This is a genomic window from Pseudomonas sp. Mb7 (assembly GCF_054790525.1).
Genome location: NZ_CP186501.1, coordinates 5,960,913 through 5,975,508, shown reverse-complemented (window position 1 = coordinate 5,975,508; position 14,596 = coordinate 5,960,913). Strand labels below are relative to the sequence as shown.

The following is a 14,596-nucleotide window of genomic DNA, read 5'->3' as shown; positions in this document are numbered from 1 at the left end:
GGTCTGTCATCAGGCGCGGGAACACACAGGTTCGAGGGTTGTACCGTGAGCCAAGCAACAACAGGTGTTTTGACCTTTCAAGACCTGCAGCACATCACCGGTTATCAACGTCGATCCGATGTTGAGCGCTCGCTGATCGCCCAGGGTGTGCGCTTGTTCCGTGGCCGAACTGGCCCGTGGACAACGCTTGACCTGATTAATCACGCGGGCGGCGTCACGTCGGCCAGCGCTGAAAGGTACGACACCGACATATTATGAGGCGAGCGAGGAAGCGTAAGCACAACCCCCATATCCCTGCCCATGTCGATCAGGCCGCCCTCCCGGCGGCCGTTTATTTCGACCATCGCGACAGTGGTGTCTGGTACACCCTTCATCGGGACGAGACCGGAAAGCAGCGCCGCAAAAACGTGGCGCCCGCAGACGTGTCGCTGGCAGAACTTCACCAAATCATGGACGAGGCGTCCAACGTCGATCGAGGAACGCTCCGCTACGTGTGCGAACAATTCCACCTGAGCGACCGTTATAAAAAACTCGCTCCCAAAACCCACGATGATTACTGCTACTCCCGCGATGTTCTGCTGAACATCCCCACCAAATTGGGCAAGCCGCTGGGCGATCTCGCCGTGAAGAAATTCACCGCGGCCCTGGTGCAACGCATTGTCGATCGAATCGCAGACGAGGGCACGCCCTCAAAAGCGGCGCACGCACTGCGTTATCTGCGCCGCGTGCTGCAGTGGGGACGCAATCGGGGTTTCATTGAGGTGAATCCGGCCCTGGGCATCGAAGCGCCGATAGAACGTAAACAACGCCGCTTACCCCGGTTGAACGTTATGGACGTCCTGATCGATCGCGCCACAGCCCGTGGACGTCTGGCACGTAATGAGCCAGGCGGTTGTCCCGAGTACCTGGCCAGCGTGATGGAGCTGGCCTACCTATGCCGACTGCGTGGCATCGAAGTTGTGACGCTTACGGACGCGAACGAGCTGCAGGAAGGGATTCTGACCAATCGACGCAAGGGTAGCCGGGACAACATTGTCCGATGGACGCCTCGACTGCGAACAGTGTGGGAAGGTGCGAAAGCTCTGCGCGCAAGGGTATGGGAACGCCGTAAAACACCTATTCCGATCGCGGCGTCAAAGCGCTTTATCATCGTGGCCAGCCACGGTGGCCCGCTTCGAAAAACGAGCCTCGACACCGCCTGGCAACGCTTTATCACTTTGGCGATCGCTGACGGAAACATCGATCCGGGAGACCGCTTTGCCCTGCACGACCTGAAAAGGCGGGGCATTACTGACACAGCAGGAACGCGAGCTGAAAAACAAGAGGCGAGCGGCCACCGAGATTCAAAAATGATGGACGTTTACGATCACAGCGTTCCAACTGTTGACCCTTCAGTGACTTAAAGCCATATTTAAGAGACTATTCTTTCTTTACCCCTTTAGACTATTCATCAGGGGGAAGCAATAAACCCAACCACAGTGTAGAAAGCTACAGAATGGATTCAGCATGACTCAAAAAGATAAGGGTTCGTCAACGAAAAACCATGAGACTGACGAGAACCATGAAAACCAAAACAACAAGTTAAAAACTTGCTTTGTTATAATGCCAATAGCAGATATGGATGGCTACGAGCCTGGACACTTCACGAGAGTTTATGAGCATTTAATAAAACCTGCCTGCCTCAAGGCCGGGTATATAGCAGATCGCGCAGATATGGTTGCCGCGAGCAACTACATAATAATTGACATTTTGAGAAAAATTGTCGAAAGCGATTTAGTGATATGTGATCTCAGTGGACGAAATCCTAACGTTCTTTATGAGCTGGGCGTTCGCCAAGCTTTTAACCTACCCACCGTCCTCATCAAAGATCAGATAACGCCTAGAATTTTTGATATTCAGGGCCTAAGGTGCGCCGACTACAGACATTCGCTCAGAATCGACGAAGTTCAAAAAGAACAGGAAACCATTCGCAACGCTGTGATTGAAACCGCGGAAAAACCAAACGATTTCAATTCTATGATTCAACTACTCGGTGTAAGCCCCGCAGCACTACCGGCGCGAGTTGAATTATCAAACGACGCAAGCGTAATCCTTCAATCGCTAAAGAACATATCTTCTAGATTGGCAGATATCGAGACAATCGCCACTAACTCCCAACCCAAGCGCCGACCTAATCCATATCTGAACGTTACATCAAGTTTTCCAGTCGTCGATTTAGAACCGCAGTCTTTTCAGATAAATGGTGAGACCATAAGTACCGGAGAAGTCGTATGGCTCGACGGTAAAAAACTGGGTAAGCTTGTTGAATGCGATTCAGCAGGTTTAACCGTAGAGGTGGGTGATAATAAGTTTTTAAGAATTACTCCCTCGAATCCGAAGTTCTCAAAAATTTCCGGGCTACCCTTCTGATCCTGGGTATTCCATCACTGGATGCCTAGACTATTAGTAGAGCGCTGAAGCGTTCCATTCGACGCTTGCGTTGTCTCTACCGGTGGGCTTGACCAAGCCTACGTAACAAGGAGGATGTATGGCGCAGAATCGTTGGCCCTCAGCTACATGGACACGTAACAAATTATCTGCAAGTCATTGTTTTTAAAGGAATGTTTAACTGACTTGTAATCAGTAGGTCCCGGGTTCGACTCCTGGTGCCGGCACCATACAAAACGAAGCCCCTGCAGAAATGCAGGGGCTTTGTTGTTTGTGGGGTGGTCATATTTTTGGCAGTGTTTCTGCTTCAGTAGAAATTGCTCCCTTCTTCCCCGTACTCGCCACACTTCCGCTTACAAACCCCGAAAGCATCGCTTTGCCTCATAAGTTCACACTTCAGTCTTTATGCCAAATTATGAGCTGGCGATAATTATTGTGTGGGCATAAAGAGGTGTAATCGTATGAGCCGCATTTTACAGCGCCCTGTATTGGCTGAATCAATGGCACGCCAGCTTCTCAATCCAGATGTACTCGATGAAAGTCTGCGTTCAGGGCTCTTTCTGTTTGGCCTGCGCCGCACAGGCAAAACGACGTTTCTGAGGAACGACCTTGATCGATGATGTCGTGAAAGTGATGGATGCGCCGTCGGACAAGCCGTTGCTGTAAACAACGCTTTAAGGCCCTCGCTGATACGAGGGCTTTTGCGTTTCAGACCTGACTGATCTCAAGCACAAACGAAATCTTCTGCTGACTCGCACTCCACACATACCGCAAATGCTTGCCCTGCTTCGGAATCGATACCGCTGGAGGTCGAAACGCGGCGACACATTCATGGCCCGGCAGGCGAACGCTGTTGTAAAGCAGCCCCCACGACTCGGTTTCGCGCAGTTGCCGGGCGAATAGCTGAGACGGCCCGTAAGCCTCCGGATCCGGATTGTGCAGCTCGGGGTGATCGTGACGAATGTCGTGTAACGCTTTAACCACCCGATTGACGTAAGTCCGCATGGTCAACTCAAGATCCGCTTCCTGAGTCGCCGCGAGAAATCGCTCCTGGTGATAACAGGTCTCAGCGATGGCAGCAGCCTGGCTGCTCGCAGCGTAGTAAACGCCGAAGGTGCCGTCGCAGAAACGACTGCGTTTGCCGATGTGGGTAAACGCAGCCATCACCGGAGTCGAGCCGGGGCCGGAGAGTCGATCTTCGGGACGCACTCGGGCGAGAACACCTGCCTGTTCGATCAGCCGATCATTGGTCAGCGCTTCAATTGCGTAGGCAACTTCAAGGTCTTCGGGATCGAGCACGTCTTCGAACAGCGCAATCGGCGGAAAGCTGCTGTTGACGATCCGATAGGCTCGCGGCCATTGCACATCAACCAAATCGGGCACTTTCAACCGCGCACCCCGTCGAGGTAGCGACGCACATCGGCGATATCGACCACTCGACCCGCCAGCATGTAATCCAGCGCCGTTTGGCCATTGAATGGCGCTGCCGTGTTCGGACTACTGACCCACGTGTAGGCACGCTCACGGCTGTTGCTGAAGATGATGCTCAACGCCTTGTGAATGCCCATCAGGTAGGAGATGCGCTCAAGGGTGTCGTTAGGCAGACGTATGTTCGGCAGGTGTTTGTATTTATAGAACGTGGTGTTGCCAACGCCGCCGAGTAGTGTGCGTTGCTGCTCGGCGCTGCAGCCCCAGCGCTCCATGAGGTTGAAGAAGAACTTCAGCGCGACGCGGCCGGCTTCGGGGGCGTCTAGTTGTTCGCGTGGGGTGAGGGCTGGGGATGAGGTAGTCATTGAGCCTCTCCAGATTTGTCTTGCTTTGATACTAGTACATATACGAATAAATCGATAAAAAAGCTCCGTAAGCGTATTACTGGTTACCACATTCCCCATTGATTGGGATTCGGATATGACCGGATTTGAGCATTTCGTCGACCGAATCGAACCGCTGCCGAATAGTTCGTGCTTCCAACATGGCTTGGGCAGTCTTGTCCGTAGGAATTCGTGCAATGGACGGCTGCTCCTGAATTTCAATAACGTGATGAAGCCTGTTGCCAACTTGGCACTCCATATCGGCCGCTTCTTTTGATGCAATCACTTCGCTTACCTCACACAGATCTGTAGCCACATAGGCTTGATGCCTTCCCACTGCTACTTCATCTGCTTTGACGAGTCGCCGCTATCAGCTCGATCGCAAGTTCGCCTAAGACGCATCCACGTATTTCGCAGGCCAAAACCACTAACGTTGTCAGCCATTTCCCCGTGAAAAATCACCCCCACGCACCAAAACCACGCACTTTTTTTGACCCCCATCACCCCCACATCACCAAAAACCCCGATCCTGTGTCAGCCTCCAGCCATCGGCGAGGACATCAATTCGCTACTAAACCCGCGACAACTATGCTCAGGTACAGGAATATAGCCAGCATATGGCGCCTGACCGGCAGTCTCGTAAACAACAATACCCAGCCCACTTTAGAGGGCATTACCCATGGATAGCAGAACCTTACGCAACCTCATGCGCATCGTGCAGACCGGCTCGTTGTCGGCCGCAGCCGAGCATTCGTGCCTGACTGTGCAGGCGTTGGCCGCGCAGTTGAACAAGGTCGAAGAGCAGTTCGGTTTCCGCTTGTTTCGACGTTCCAACAAAGGGCTGACGCTAACGCCGCAAGGCACTGAGCTGACGCCCTATATGGACAAAGTGCTAATTGCCACGCGACAGATGGAAGAGAAGGTCGAGGCACTGAAAGTGCCGGGCCAGCGCACGTTGAAGGTTGCGTTGAACAACACCTTGGCGGCTGACTTCAACCGGCGAATGATCGGGCGCCTGATCGAGGTGTTTCCCGATTATCAGATGGAATTCAGCTACGCCGAGTCGATGGAAAATCTCAGCAAGCTGAAGAACGAAGACTTCGACCTTGCGGTGCTGATCGGCCCACAACGACCGGGCTTACCGAGCATCGTCCTGCCGGATGTGCAGGTGCAAGTGGTCGGCGCGCATTGCGGGCAGGAAAACGATCCACTGACGTTGCTGGGCAACAAGTTTCAGGTACGTCCTGCAGAAGATTGTCCGTATTCCCACAGCTTTTTGCGTTTTCTCGACGCTGGGCTGGGCAATCACGAGAACGGCCAGCGCATGGTCTATTCGTGCAGTGAAACGTTGACGCTGTCGCTGATCACGCAGATGGATGCGGTCGGCATGGTCTCGCGTGAAGCTGCGCAGAAGAACGGCCTGACGATTTTCCCCGGGTTCGAGGATTTTCTCGAAGTGCGTCTGGCGGTGAACAATCCGGAGTTGTCGAACCAGGCACTCAACGATGTCGTCGACTTGCCGCTACATGAACGAGCCGAGCGCAATGTACGCAGCCGTCCCAACCGCCACACTGAGAAAGAGGTTTTTGCTGAAATACGCACATAACAACGTCGGAATCGCGGCATAGAATTCCGGGCGATCGAGCTGTATGTGCTGATCCTTGATCAACAAGGGTGTCAGGCTGATCGCAGCGACGATCGCCACTGGCAAGTATTCCAGCGCCCGCGCAATAAACGGCGGCCAGTGCTCGGTGTTGACTTGCAGTGGCAGCGCGCGTGGCAGGAAAGTCACGGCCATCATCAGCGCAACCACCAGAATCAGGAACGTTTGGTCAGGCATACACCCACTCCGCAGCCCACAAACGTGGCGATAAACACATTGAACGGCGAACTGCCGACCAGACTCAACGCGCCCATGCACAGCACAGCGGCCGCAGCGGCGATGAGTTTGTTGCGGGTGTTGCACAGCGACACCAGCACGTAGAGCATCATCGCCGTCAGGGCGTAGTCGAGCTGATATTTGATCAGGTGCGCCGCGTACTGCGCACAGACGGCGCCAAGCAAACCGCCGAGCACCCACGAGGTGTGGCAGAACAGGTTGAAGCCAATCAGATAACGCACGTTGACCGGCGCGCCGGTGCCGAGTTTGACGCTGTGGAACGCGAAGGATTCATCGGTCAGGCCACCGGCATAAGCCCAGCGTTCCATGCGGCTGAGCCCCAGCGCCCGCAGGGCCTTGGCCATGTACACCGACATCAGCATGTGCCGCGCATTGATCAGGAAAGTGGTCAGTACGATGGTGGTCAGCGAGGCGCCGCTGGAGATCAGCGCCAGCGCGGCGAATTGCGAAGCGCCGGCATATACGAACAAACACATCGCCACTGGCAGCCACATCGGCAGCCCAGCGTTGACGGCCATCAGCCCGAACACGAATGACACCGTGAAGTAGCCAGCGACGACCGGGCTGGCTTCGGCAAACGTGCGCGACGGCTGATGGGCGGCCATCAGCGGCGCACTGCCGGACGTTTCATTCATAGATCCCTCTCAAATGTCCGCTCGCCGTGGGGCTCGCAAAAACCCTGGGCAGTCCAGAATCGCTTGCCCGCGAGGTTAGCATCGTCGACGAACAGAAACATCCGTAACACGCCGACCCGTTTCATATCGGACGACGCCGCTTCAACCAGTCGTTGACCCACGCCCTGGCTGCGATAGCGCGGGCTGACCGCCAGATGATTGATGGTGCCGCGACTGCCGAGCATGCCACCGAGTACCGCGCCGACGATCTCGCCCGCCACGTCAAAGGCGAGATAGGCCGTGGTGGTTTTCTGGATCAGCACGCCACGCAGGCACTTGGCGTCCTGCCACTCGCAGAAGGACACTTCGTCGAACTGGCGGAAGAAGCGCTCCATGCGCTGCGCATCCTTGGCCGTGGCGCGTCGCAGCACCACCGGCGTCGAGCACTCGACGCCGTCGATTGGGGTGATCTGATTAGCGAACAATGTCGAAAGCGGTCCCGGGCCGCGAGAAGGAGATCGCCAGAATCTGCCGGTACGCCATCGCATGGGTGTGCGTGTTGCGGGCCGGGGTCACGTAGTGGCGCATGTCGCGATCGAGGAAGTAGGTGGTGTCGAGAATTTCCTGGTAAGTGGTCGACGCCAGTTGATGCTCGTGGATGTCGTACAAACGACTCTCCGCGCCCTCGACATTATTGCGGCCCCAGAAGTGCACACCGCTGAACGGATAGCCGTCGCAGTGAATGCCTTCGGGGGTGATTTCCAGTTGCTTGCCGGGTTTGATTTCGATGCGGATCTGATGGATCTGGCACTGCCAGATTTCATCGTGCAGCTCTTCCGGCAGTACGCTTTTGTACACTTCGAAATCGGTGTCGATCAGGCTGCGCATCACCGGTGAAGTAATTACTTCATCGGAGAAGTCCTGAAAGTGTCGTACCAGGCCGCCAACATAGGCGTTGTTCTCTTTCGACTGCACGTAGGCGCGATGCTCGAGTTGCTTGAGCTCGCGGGTTTTCGGGTTGTACTCAAAGTCGCTGTAACGACGGTAACGCATGCCGGCTTCGGCCTGACCGTAGTAGCTGTCAGGCTCCATGTTTTCCCAACTTTTGGTCAGTCTGACGAAGTCGGCAAAATGACCGTAGAGATTGAAGTCACCACCCTGGACGTTGACATATTTGTCGCGCCGTAGCGATTCGCCCACTTCTCTGTTCAAAACGATCATTACCAAATTCTCCGCTGCGTTGAACGGCCTAATCTATTAGGTGGAGAATTTGCGTCCATGAGAAAGAATTTCAGGCATTTAAAGCACTGTTTGAAACGGCGTTTGCAGGCGCTTAAAAACAATTTTTACATGACAAAAACTCGGGTTTTTTCCGGTTTTCATCGAATAACCGTCGAAAAAAAACCCCGAACCAGTCGGGGTTTTTCTCATGTTTCTTACACTGGATCAGGCATCAGAAGATGTTGATCGGGTAATCCACGAAAACGCGCAGTTCGTTACCGCTGACGTTGTACTCGCTGGATTTCTGCGAAACACGCAGGATCGAGCTGCGCAGTTTCACGCTCAGGTCTTTGGCCGGGCCAGACTGCACGACGTATTTGAACTGGTTGAAGATCTCACGCTCGGTGCCGCCTTCGCTGGTGGACGTGGTGATGTTGTCGCCACGCACATAAGCGAAGTTGTAGCTCAGGCCCGGTACGCCGAATGCGCCGAAGTCGAGGCCGTAGCCCAACTGCCAGCTGCGCTCGTCTTCAGCGTTGAAGTCCGACCAGTAGGAGTTGGCCAGGTAGATGGTGTTGCCGCCATCGCCGACACGCTGCTGATCTTTCTGGTAGCCGCCGTAGGCGTAGCCCAGGTTGCTGTCGCCAGTGGAGCGCTGGTGCGCCACGGTGAACGAGTGCGGGCCGGTGGCGAAGGTGGCTGCCAGGCTCCAGATCTTGTTGTCCTGACCGGTGACGATGCTTTTGCCAGGCACGGTGTTTTCGCGCACGTAGGAGCTGTCCAGCTTGGTGCGATAGCCGTTGAAGTCCAGGGTCAGCGACTGATCCTTGTTGAACGGCAACACGTAGTTGGCGTTCACGTATTGTTTCTTCAATACGTCTTCGACGTCGGAAGCGTAGAGCGCGCCTTTGAAGTTTTCAGTGAACTGGTAGCTACCGCCCAATACGTTGATCGACTTCAGACCACCGCTGTCACGGCCTTCATCGCTTTTGCGCGATTCAGCGGTGAAACGACCGGCGTTCAGTTCCAGGCCTTTGATCTCTTTGGAAGTGATCAGGGTACCGGTGTAACTTTCCGGCAGCAGGCGCGAGTTGTCGTAGTTCAGCACCGGCAGGGCCGGCATCTGGTCGCCGTAGGTCAGCACGGTGTTGGAGAAGCGAAACTTCACCGCCGCGCCGGCCTTGGCCAGGTCGTTGGCCGCACTGCCGTTGTGGCCTTCCTGATAGCTGTTTTCTTGCTTGAAGAAGTCGATACCACCGGCGCCGCTACGGCCCTTGCCGCCGTCCAGACGCAGGGCGTACAGACCGAAAGCGTCGACGCCGACACCGATGGTGCCTTGAGTGAAACCGGACGAGAACGTACCGATGGCCGCTTGGCCCCATTCGGCCTTGTCGTCGTTACCGTTTTTGTAATCACGATTGATGTAGGCATTGCGCAGCAGCACTTTGAGGCTGCTGTCTTCAACAAACCCCTTGGACTCGGCCTGGTCGTTAGCCATGGCCTGAGTGGCACTCAACATCCCCAGTGCGATCAGACTGATTCGCTTGTTCAACATTTTGTTTTCCTTATTACGGGTTGAAACGCGCTGTGTCGAACGGCGGAAACGGCGCTTTTGCACTCTTTTATTCACCCCGAAACAAAAAGGCCCGCCCACGATAATGTGATGGCGGGCCTGCTCCTTATTTTGAGTCATGGCGGTTGGCCACAGGCGTTGGGCCGAATCGTAGCCGTGCCCTGAACAATGTGTCAATTTCAAGAATCGTCTTTAAATAGGCGAAAAACGTCTAAGAAACGTAAATTTTGCGCTGAGTCCTTGCTGGGAAATGCACGCAACCAGTGAATCCCGTGCGTATCACGCACAGCCGTCGATAGAACAAAACGCAGAGGCTTTACCTGGCTCATCGAGCACGATGGCTTGTCTCAACCAATCGGCAAAAGCCTGCGGCTTGCCCAGCCAGGGACTGATGTCGACCAACTGGAATGTGCCGTCCTGCTCCAGAGCCATGGTCGGAAAACCCTGACCGCCCAATTGCGCCAGAAACCGGCGACTGGCTTTTATATGGCTCTCGCTGTCAACGGACTCCAGCGCAACGTGGAAATCTGCCTGTGCATAGCCCATCTGCATCGCCAATTCCAACAGCACGGCTGAATCGGCAATGCGTCGCCCTTCCACATAGTGCGCCGTCTGCAACCGCCCCAGCAGGCGCAAACCGCCGCCGTCGATGGCTTCAGCCGCCATGACCGCAGCAATCGCTGGCGTCGAATCGAACACCGCTGAGTGATCACGCAGCAAACCTTCGAAATAGGCCTCACCAAAAGGCTGGCCGGTGTACTCGGCAATGCGTCGGTCATGGGGCATGACGTAATTGCGCAATTGCGGGGAAACACGCTGGCGATTGGCACCACTCATCATTCCGCCGGCATGGGCATTCACCGGCAACACTGACTGTGCCGCTTCCACCAGCGGCTTGGCGCCGTAACACCAGCCACACAGCGGATCGTAGATGTAGTGAAGAATCATGGAAAAACTCCGGGAGAAAGTCAGGAAAATCGATGGCGGCAGATTAGTCCTCGCACTCTTGCGGAAAAACGCCGGAATGGCTTTCAGTCTGTTTCATGAATCGGTCGAATGATTCGTTCAGCCAGATTGTGTCGATCAGGACACAAATTGAAACAATCGGCCAAGGGAACTTATAAGGAATAATTAACGGAAGTAAATGCAAAGCATTACCATTCGCGCGATCGAATTCTTCCACCCTTTCGGATGCGCTGTTCAATGCCTGCCCCGTTCCGTCTTACGCCCGCCACCCTTGGGCTTTCTGCTTTTCTGTCCAGCGGTTTTGCCTACTCCGCGACCGAGTTACCCGCCACCGCAATCAGCGCCGAAGCGCAAGCCGATGACCCTCGGGTGAAGCTCAGCAGCACCGCGACTCGGACCTCGACGCCCGTACGTTATGTGCCGCAGGCGATCGATTCGATCAAGACCTCGAACGTCGCCAGCTACGGCACCAATGACATCGGCGACGCGTTGAGCGGCATGCCTAACGTCAGCAGCAGCGCCGACACCCGTTTCGACAGCCTGCGCATCCGCGGCTTCGACGCGAGCAACGATTTCTATCTGGATGGCATCCGCGACGACAGCCAATACAAGCGCGACTTGCACAATATTGAACGCGTCGAAGTGCTCAAAGGCCCGGCCGCCGTACTGTATGGCCGTGGCAGTCAGGGCGGGATCGTCAACCGCGTGAGCAAAATGCCCGAGTTCGGCCGGCGCTCGACTATCGAAGCCCAGGCTGGCAGCGAAGATTTGCGCAGTCTTTACGCCGACCTCAGCAGCGACCCGAGCGAAAACATCAGCCTGCGCCTGAACATGGGCAACATGGATGAAAACAGCTTCCGCGACGGTGTCAGTGGCAATCGCCAGTTGTTCGCGCCGTCGATGAGCTGGCAACTGACGCCGGACCTGAACTGGCTGGTGCAGTACGAATACAGCCGCTACAACCGCACCCCGGATCGCGGCATCCCCGGCATCAACGGGCGCCCGGCCGATGTCGGGCGCGATACGACCTACGGCAACGATCACGATTTCATCGACGACAAGTCGCAATCGCTGCGCTCGAAACTCACTTATGAAATCAATGACAACTGGCAACTGCGCCAGACCCTCGGCGTGTTCAAGCTCGACAGTGATTTCGACAACACCTACCTCACCGGTTACACGCCGGCGACCAACAAGGTCACGCGCCAGCACTGGCAGCAGGATCTGACCACTCGCAACGTCTATAACAACGTTGAACTTGAGGGCGGATTCGATACCTTGGGCCTTGAGCATCGCCTGCTCACTGGCATCGAGATCGGCAGCCAGCGCCGCGACCCGACGCTGTACAACGCGGCCTCTGGCAGAACCCCGGGCGCGCAGCCCGTACCGTCGCTCGACCTGTACAACCCGAACCGTGATCTGCGCCATACCGGCAGCATGCAGGTCTCCAGCAGCAGCCACACCGAAGTCGAAAGCCGTGCGGTATATGTGCAAGATCAACTGCGCTTGAACGATCAATGGCAAGTGCTCGCCGGTCTGCGTTACGACACTTTCGATATCGAGTCGACCAACAAACTGCGCAACATCTCCGAAGACCGCGACAGCCACAGCACCAGCCCGCGCGTCGGCCTGGTCTGGACGCCGCTACAAAACCATTCGTTCTACGCCTCGTGGTCGAAGACGTTTTCGCCGGTGGGCGGTGGCTTGATCGGCATCACTCCGGGTGCGGCCGGCAACACCAACGACCTCAGTCCCGAGCTGACCAAGCAGAAAGAAATCGGCGTGAAAAGCGACTGGTTCGATGACCGCTTGAGCACCACGCTGGCGATCTACGATCTGGAACTCTACAACCGCCGCACCACTGATCCAAACGATCCGACCCTGACGGTGATGTCCGGTCTGCAGCGCTCGCGCGGGATCGAATTGACGGCCACCGGCAATCTCGTCGGCAATTGGTACATGCGCGGTGGCGTCGGTCTGCAGGATGCGAAGATCGAGAAGGACAACAACGGCCTGGAAGGCAAACGCATCAACAACGTTGCCAAGCATAACGGCAGCCTGTTCCTGACCTGGAAACCGGAAATGGGCTGGTACGGCGAAACCGGCCTGACCCTGGTTGGCCAACGCTATGCCGATAACGCCAACACCACCGTGTTGCCGGGTTACGGCCGCTGGGATGCCCTGGTCGGTTACCGCTTCAAGGATTGGGATTTACGCGCGGCGCTGAACAACATCACCGATCGTGAGTACTACGCGTCGGCGACCAGCCAGTATCAGATTCAACCGGGTGCGCCACGTAGCGTCGTAATGACCGGCACCTACAGCTTCTGATTTCACACCAATCCTGTGGAAGCGAGCCTGCTCGCGAAAGCGTCGGATCAGTCGGCATCTTCGTTAACTGATCCACCGCTTTCGCGAGCAGGCTCGCTCCCACATTGATTGGGTGTGTACAAAATAGCCGTGCATAAAAAAGCGCCGCCATCCCGGCAGCGCTTTTACCAATCCCTGTTGTGCTTCTTATCCTTCCATCACAGCCCACAATGCTTCCAGTTCGGCCTCGCTGAACAGGCCAGCGGGGTAACGCTCGATCATCATCCGGCGCGGATCAGGTTCCCTGATCTGACGCGTTCCATTGGACTTCAACCAGTGCGCGACAATCTGGAGCGATTCGCCGTTAACGGCCACGGGATGCAACGTCCGCTCGCTGACTACGTTCACTTCGGCGTTCATTTCAGCGCTCTCTCCCCGTTCGTGAGCGGCTACGTTATCCAAGGTTTATGACAGAACTGTTGAAGTTCTCCCCCCTCCCTAGTGCACGGGTGATGAATACAAGAGCTATGCCAATGTTTCTTAGTTGTCGACAAGCGGATACAAAGAAGCCCGCGGTCCTGTCGGGCTGCGGGCCTCAGTTGATGCATAGCGAGCTAATCATTACCCGGCTGATTTGTTAATCAACTCAAGGTGTTACGACTCAACTCACTCTTTGTGCGGCGCGGGTTGCTGTTGGGTAAGGCAATGGATATTGCCGCCACCCAGTAACAGTTCGCGACCCGGCACCATCACCACTTCGTGCTGCGGGAACAGCTTCTGCAGGATTTCCTTGGCCGGCGCGTCCATTGGATCGTCGAAGCTCGGCGCGATGATGCCGCCGTTGACGATCAGGAAGTTCACGTAGGAACCAGCCAGGCGCACAGACGGATTGCGTTCCTGCGTGCCGTCCACCGGGTCGACACCGGCGCACTCTTCTTCAGTCGCGTAAAGCGGCCCCGGAATCGGCATTTTGTGCACCGTGAACGGGCGACCCTTGGCGTCAGTGCTGCTTTGCAGAACTTTCAACGCAGCCTGGCAGCGCGGGTAGTTCGGATCCTGCGGATCGTCGGTCCACGCCAGCAGCACTTCGCCCGGACGCACGTAGCAGCAGAAGTTATCCACATGGCCGTCGGTTTCGTCGTTGAACAGACCGTCCGGCAGCCAGATGATTTTATCCACAGCCAGATTGGCGCTCAGTACCGCTTCAATCTCTTCGCGGCCCAGGTGCGGGTTGCGATTGCGGTTGAGCAGGCACTCTTCGGTGGTGATCAGCGTGCCTTCGCCGTCGACGTGAATCGAGCCGCCTTCAAGCACGAAACCTTCAGTGCGGTAACGCGGGCTGCGCTCGATCTCGAGGATCTTGCCGCCGACCTGCGAATCGCGATTCCACGGCGAGTACAGGCCGCCGTCGAAGCCGCCCCAAGCGTTGAAGTCCCAGTTCACACCGCGCACTTCGCCGCTATTGTTGATGACGAAAGTCGGGCCGCTGTCGCGTACCCAAGCGTCATCGCTGGACATCTCGACCACGCGGATATTCGGCACGTCGAGGCGCGCGCGGGCGTTTTCATACTGGCCGGCGGACACGGCCACGGTGACCGGTTCAAAACGCGCGATAGCCTTGGCCACCGCAGCATGTGCAGCTTGCGCCGGTTTGCCGCCCAGACGCCAGTTGTCCGGGCGCTCGGGCCAGATCATCCAGGTCTGCGTTTGCGGCGCCCACTCGGCCGGCATGTGAAAGCCGTCGGCGCGCGGGGTACTTTTCAAAGTTGTCATC

Annotated in this window: 15 protein-coding genes and 1 pseudogene; 6 read left to right on the top strand and 10 right to left on the bottom strand. The window is 56.2% G+C overall.

The genetic code is table 11. The features are described 5' to 3' along the window. Positions 1–45: 45 nt before the first annotated feature. From ACOYXH_RS27010 to ACOYXH_RS26995, 4 genes and pseudogenes are all read left to right on the top strand, one after another. Positions 46–258: a DUF4224 domain-containing protein gene (locus tag ACOYXH_RS27010; protein WP_080769328.1), complete on the top strand. Its 213-nt coding sequence runs from the start codon at positions 46–48 to the stop codon at positions 256–258. Beyond that, positions 255–1,403, top strand: a complete 1,149-nt coding sequence (locus ACOYXH_RS27005) for a site-specific integrase (RefSeq protein ID WP_460410068.1) — start codon at positions 255–257, stop codon at positions 1,401–1,403. Before ACOYXH_RS27010 ends, ACOYXH_RS27005 begins: the two co-directional genes overlap by 4 nt. A 103-nt stretch (positions 1,404–1,506) precedes the next feature. After that, entirely contained in the window at positions 1,507–2,409 is a 903-nt protein-coding gene (locus ACOYXH_RS27000) for a hypothetical protein (RefSeq protein WP_460410067.1), read from the top strand. A gap of 479 nt (positions 2,410–2,888) precedes the next feature. Further along, positions 2,889–3,038, top strand: a pseudogene (locus ACOYXH_RS26995) (ATP-binding protein); the annotation flags it as partial. A 97-nt stretch (positions 3,039–3,135) separates the two neighbouring features. Here ACOYXH_RS26995 and ACOYXH_RS26990 read toward each other — a convergent pair. Further along, complete coding sequence (locus ACOYXH_RS26990; protein ID WP_460410888.1) at positions 3,136–3,801, bottom strand: RES family NAD+ phosphorylase; 666 nt, start codon at positions 3,799–3,801, stop codon at positions 3,136–3,138. Positions 3,802–3,812: 11 nt separating this feature from the next. Beyond that, positions 3,813–4,220, bottom strand: coding sequence for an MbcA/ParS/Xre antitoxin family protein (locus ACOYXH_RS26985; protein ID WP_016986313.1), 408 nt, complete (start codon positions 4,218–4,220; stop codon positions 3,813–3,815). A gap of 697 nt (positions 4,221–4,917) precedes the next feature. On the opposite strand from ACOYXH_RS26985, the gene ACOYXH_RS26980 reads away from it, so the two are divergent. Further along, positions 4,918–5,844, top strand: coding sequence for a LysR family transcriptional regulator (locus ACOYXH_RS26980; protein WP_093430009.1), 927 nt, complete (start codon positions 4,918–4,920; stop codon positions 5,842–5,844). Here ACOYXH_RS26980 and ACOYXH_RS26975 read toward each other — a convergent pair. The 6 genes from ACOYXH_RS26975 to ACOYXH_RS26950 form a co-directional block, all read right to left on the bottom strand. Further along, positions 5,761–6,078: an AzlD domain-containing protein gene (locus ACOYXH_RS26975; RefSeq protein ID WP_007909127.1), complete on the bottom strand. Its 318-nt coding sequence runs from the start codon at positions 6,076–6,078 to the stop codon at positions 5,761–5,763. The genes ACOYXH_RS26980 and ACOYXH_RS26975 overlap by 84 nt on opposite strands. Continuing rightward, entirely contained in the window at positions 6,057–6,773 is a 717-nt protein-coding gene (locus ACOYXH_RS26970) for an AzlC family ABC transporter permease (RefSeq protein WP_007909125.1), read from the bottom strand. Before ACOYXH_RS26970 ends, ACOYXH_RS26975 begins: the two co-directional genes overlap by 22 nt. Next, positions 6,770–7,147, bottom strand: coding sequence for a GNAT family N-acetyltransferase (locus ACOYXH_RS26965; protein WP_008080517.1), 378 nt, complete (start codon positions 7,145–7,147; stop codon positions 6,770–6,772). Before ACOYXH_RS26965 ends, ACOYXH_RS26970 begins: the two co-directional genes overlap by 4 nt. A gap of 79 nt (positions 7,148–7,226) precedes the next feature. Further along, on the bottom strand, positions 7,227–7,973 hold the full coding sequence (locus tag ACOYXH_RS26960) for a 2OG-Fe dioxygenase family protein (RefSeq protein ID WP_034151909.1): 747 nt from the start codon (positions 7,971–7,973) through the stop codon (positions 7,227–7,229). Between the two features lie 232 nt (positions 7,974–8,205). After that, positions 8,206–9,528 carry an OprD family porin gene (locus ACOYXH_RS26955; RefSeq protein WP_220557336.1) on the bottom strand — a complete coding sequence of 441 codons (1,323 nt, stop codon included), beginning with the start codon at positions 9,526–9,528 and terminating at the stop codon, positions 8,206–8,208. Between the two features lie 297 nt (positions 9,529–9,825). Next, positions 9,826–10,494: a DsbA family protein gene (locus ACOYXH_RS26950; RefSeq protein ID WP_258709095.1), complete on the bottom strand. Its 669-nt coding sequence runs from the start codon at positions 10,492–10,494 to the stop codon at positions 9,826–9,828. A 255-nt stretch (positions 10,495–10,749) separates the two neighbouring features. On the opposite strand from ACOYXH_RS26950, the gene ACOYXH_RS26945 reads away from it, so the two are divergent. Beyond that, positions 10,750–12,843: a TonB-dependent receptor gene (locus tag ACOYXH_RS26945; protein ID WP_320413754.1), complete on the top strand. Its 2,094-nt coding sequence runs from the start codon at positions 10,750–10,752 to the stop codon at positions 12,841–12,843. 186 nt (positions 12,844–13,029) lie between these two features. On the opposite strand, the gene ACOYXH_RS26940 is transcribed toward ACOYXH_RS26945, so the two are convergent. Both ACOYXH_RS26940 and aguA read right to left on the bottom strand, forming a co-directional pair. After that, positions 13,030–13,242, bottom strand: a complete 213-nt coding sequence (locus ACOYXH_RS26940) for a hypothetical protein (RefSeq protein WP_095047131.1) — start codon at positions 13,240–13,242, stop codon at positions 13,030–13,032. Positions 13,243–13,488: 246 nt separating this feature from the next. Beyond that, entirely contained in the window at positions 13,489–14,595 is a 1,107-nt protein-coding gene (gene aguA / locus ACOYXH_RS26935) for an agmatine deiminase (protein WP_095125288.1), read from the bottom strand. Position 14,596 lies beyond the last annotated feature (1 nt).

Coding starts and splice junctions, on each gene's coding strand:
- ACOYXH_RS26965 (WP_008080517.1), bottom strand. CDS start 7,147: ATGGAGCGCTTCTTCCGCCAGTTCGACGAAGTGTCCTTCTGCGAGTGG.
- ACOYXH_RS26975 (WP_007909127.1), bottom strand. CDS start 6,078: ATGCCTGACCAAACGTTCCTGATTCTGGTGGTTGCGCTGATGATGGCC.
- ACOYXH_RS26985 (WP_016986313.1), bottom strand. CDS start 4,220: ATGACTACCTCATCCCCAGCCCTCACCCCACGCGAACAACTAGACGCC.
- ACOYXH_RS26945 (WP_320413754.1), top strand. CDS start 10,750: ATGCCTGCCCCGTTCCGTCTTACGCCCGCCACCCTTGGGCTTTCTGCT.
- ACOYXH_RS26980 (WP_093430009.1), top strand. CDS start 4,918: ATGGATAGCAGAACCTTACGCAACCTCATGCGCATCGTGCAGACCGGC.
- ACOYXH_RS26950 (WP_258709095.1), bottom strand. CDS start 10,494: ATGATTCTTCACTACATCTACGATCCGCTGTGTGGCTGGTGTTACGGC.
- ACOYXH_RS26940 (WP_095047131.1), bottom strand. CDS start 13,242: ATGAACGCCGAAGTGAACGTAGTCAGCGAGCGGACGTTGCATCCCGTG.
- ACOYXH_RS27005 (WP_460410068.1), top strand. CDS start 255: ATGAGGCGAGCGAGGAAGCGTAAGCACAACCCCCATATCCCTGCCCAT.
- ACOYXH_RS26970 (WP_007909125.1), bottom strand. CDS start 6,773: ATGAATGAAACGTCCGGCAGTGCGCCGCTGATGGCCGCCCATCAGCCG.
- ACOYXH_RS26955 (WP_220557336.1), bottom strand. CDS start 9,528: ATGTTGAACAAGCGAATCAGTCTGATCGCACTGGGGATGTTGAGTGCC.
- ACOYXH_RS27000 (WP_460410067.1), top strand. CDS start 1,507: ATGACTCAAAAAGATAAGGGTTCGTCAACGAAAAACCATGAGACTGAC.
- ACOYXH_RS26960 (WP_034151909.1), bottom strand. CDS start 7,973: ATGATCGTTTTGAACAGAGAAGTGGGCGAATCGCTACGGCGCGACAAA.
- aguA (WP_095125288.1), bottom strand. CDS start 14,595: ATGACAACTTTGAAAAGTACCCCGCGCGCCGACGGCTTTCACATGCCG.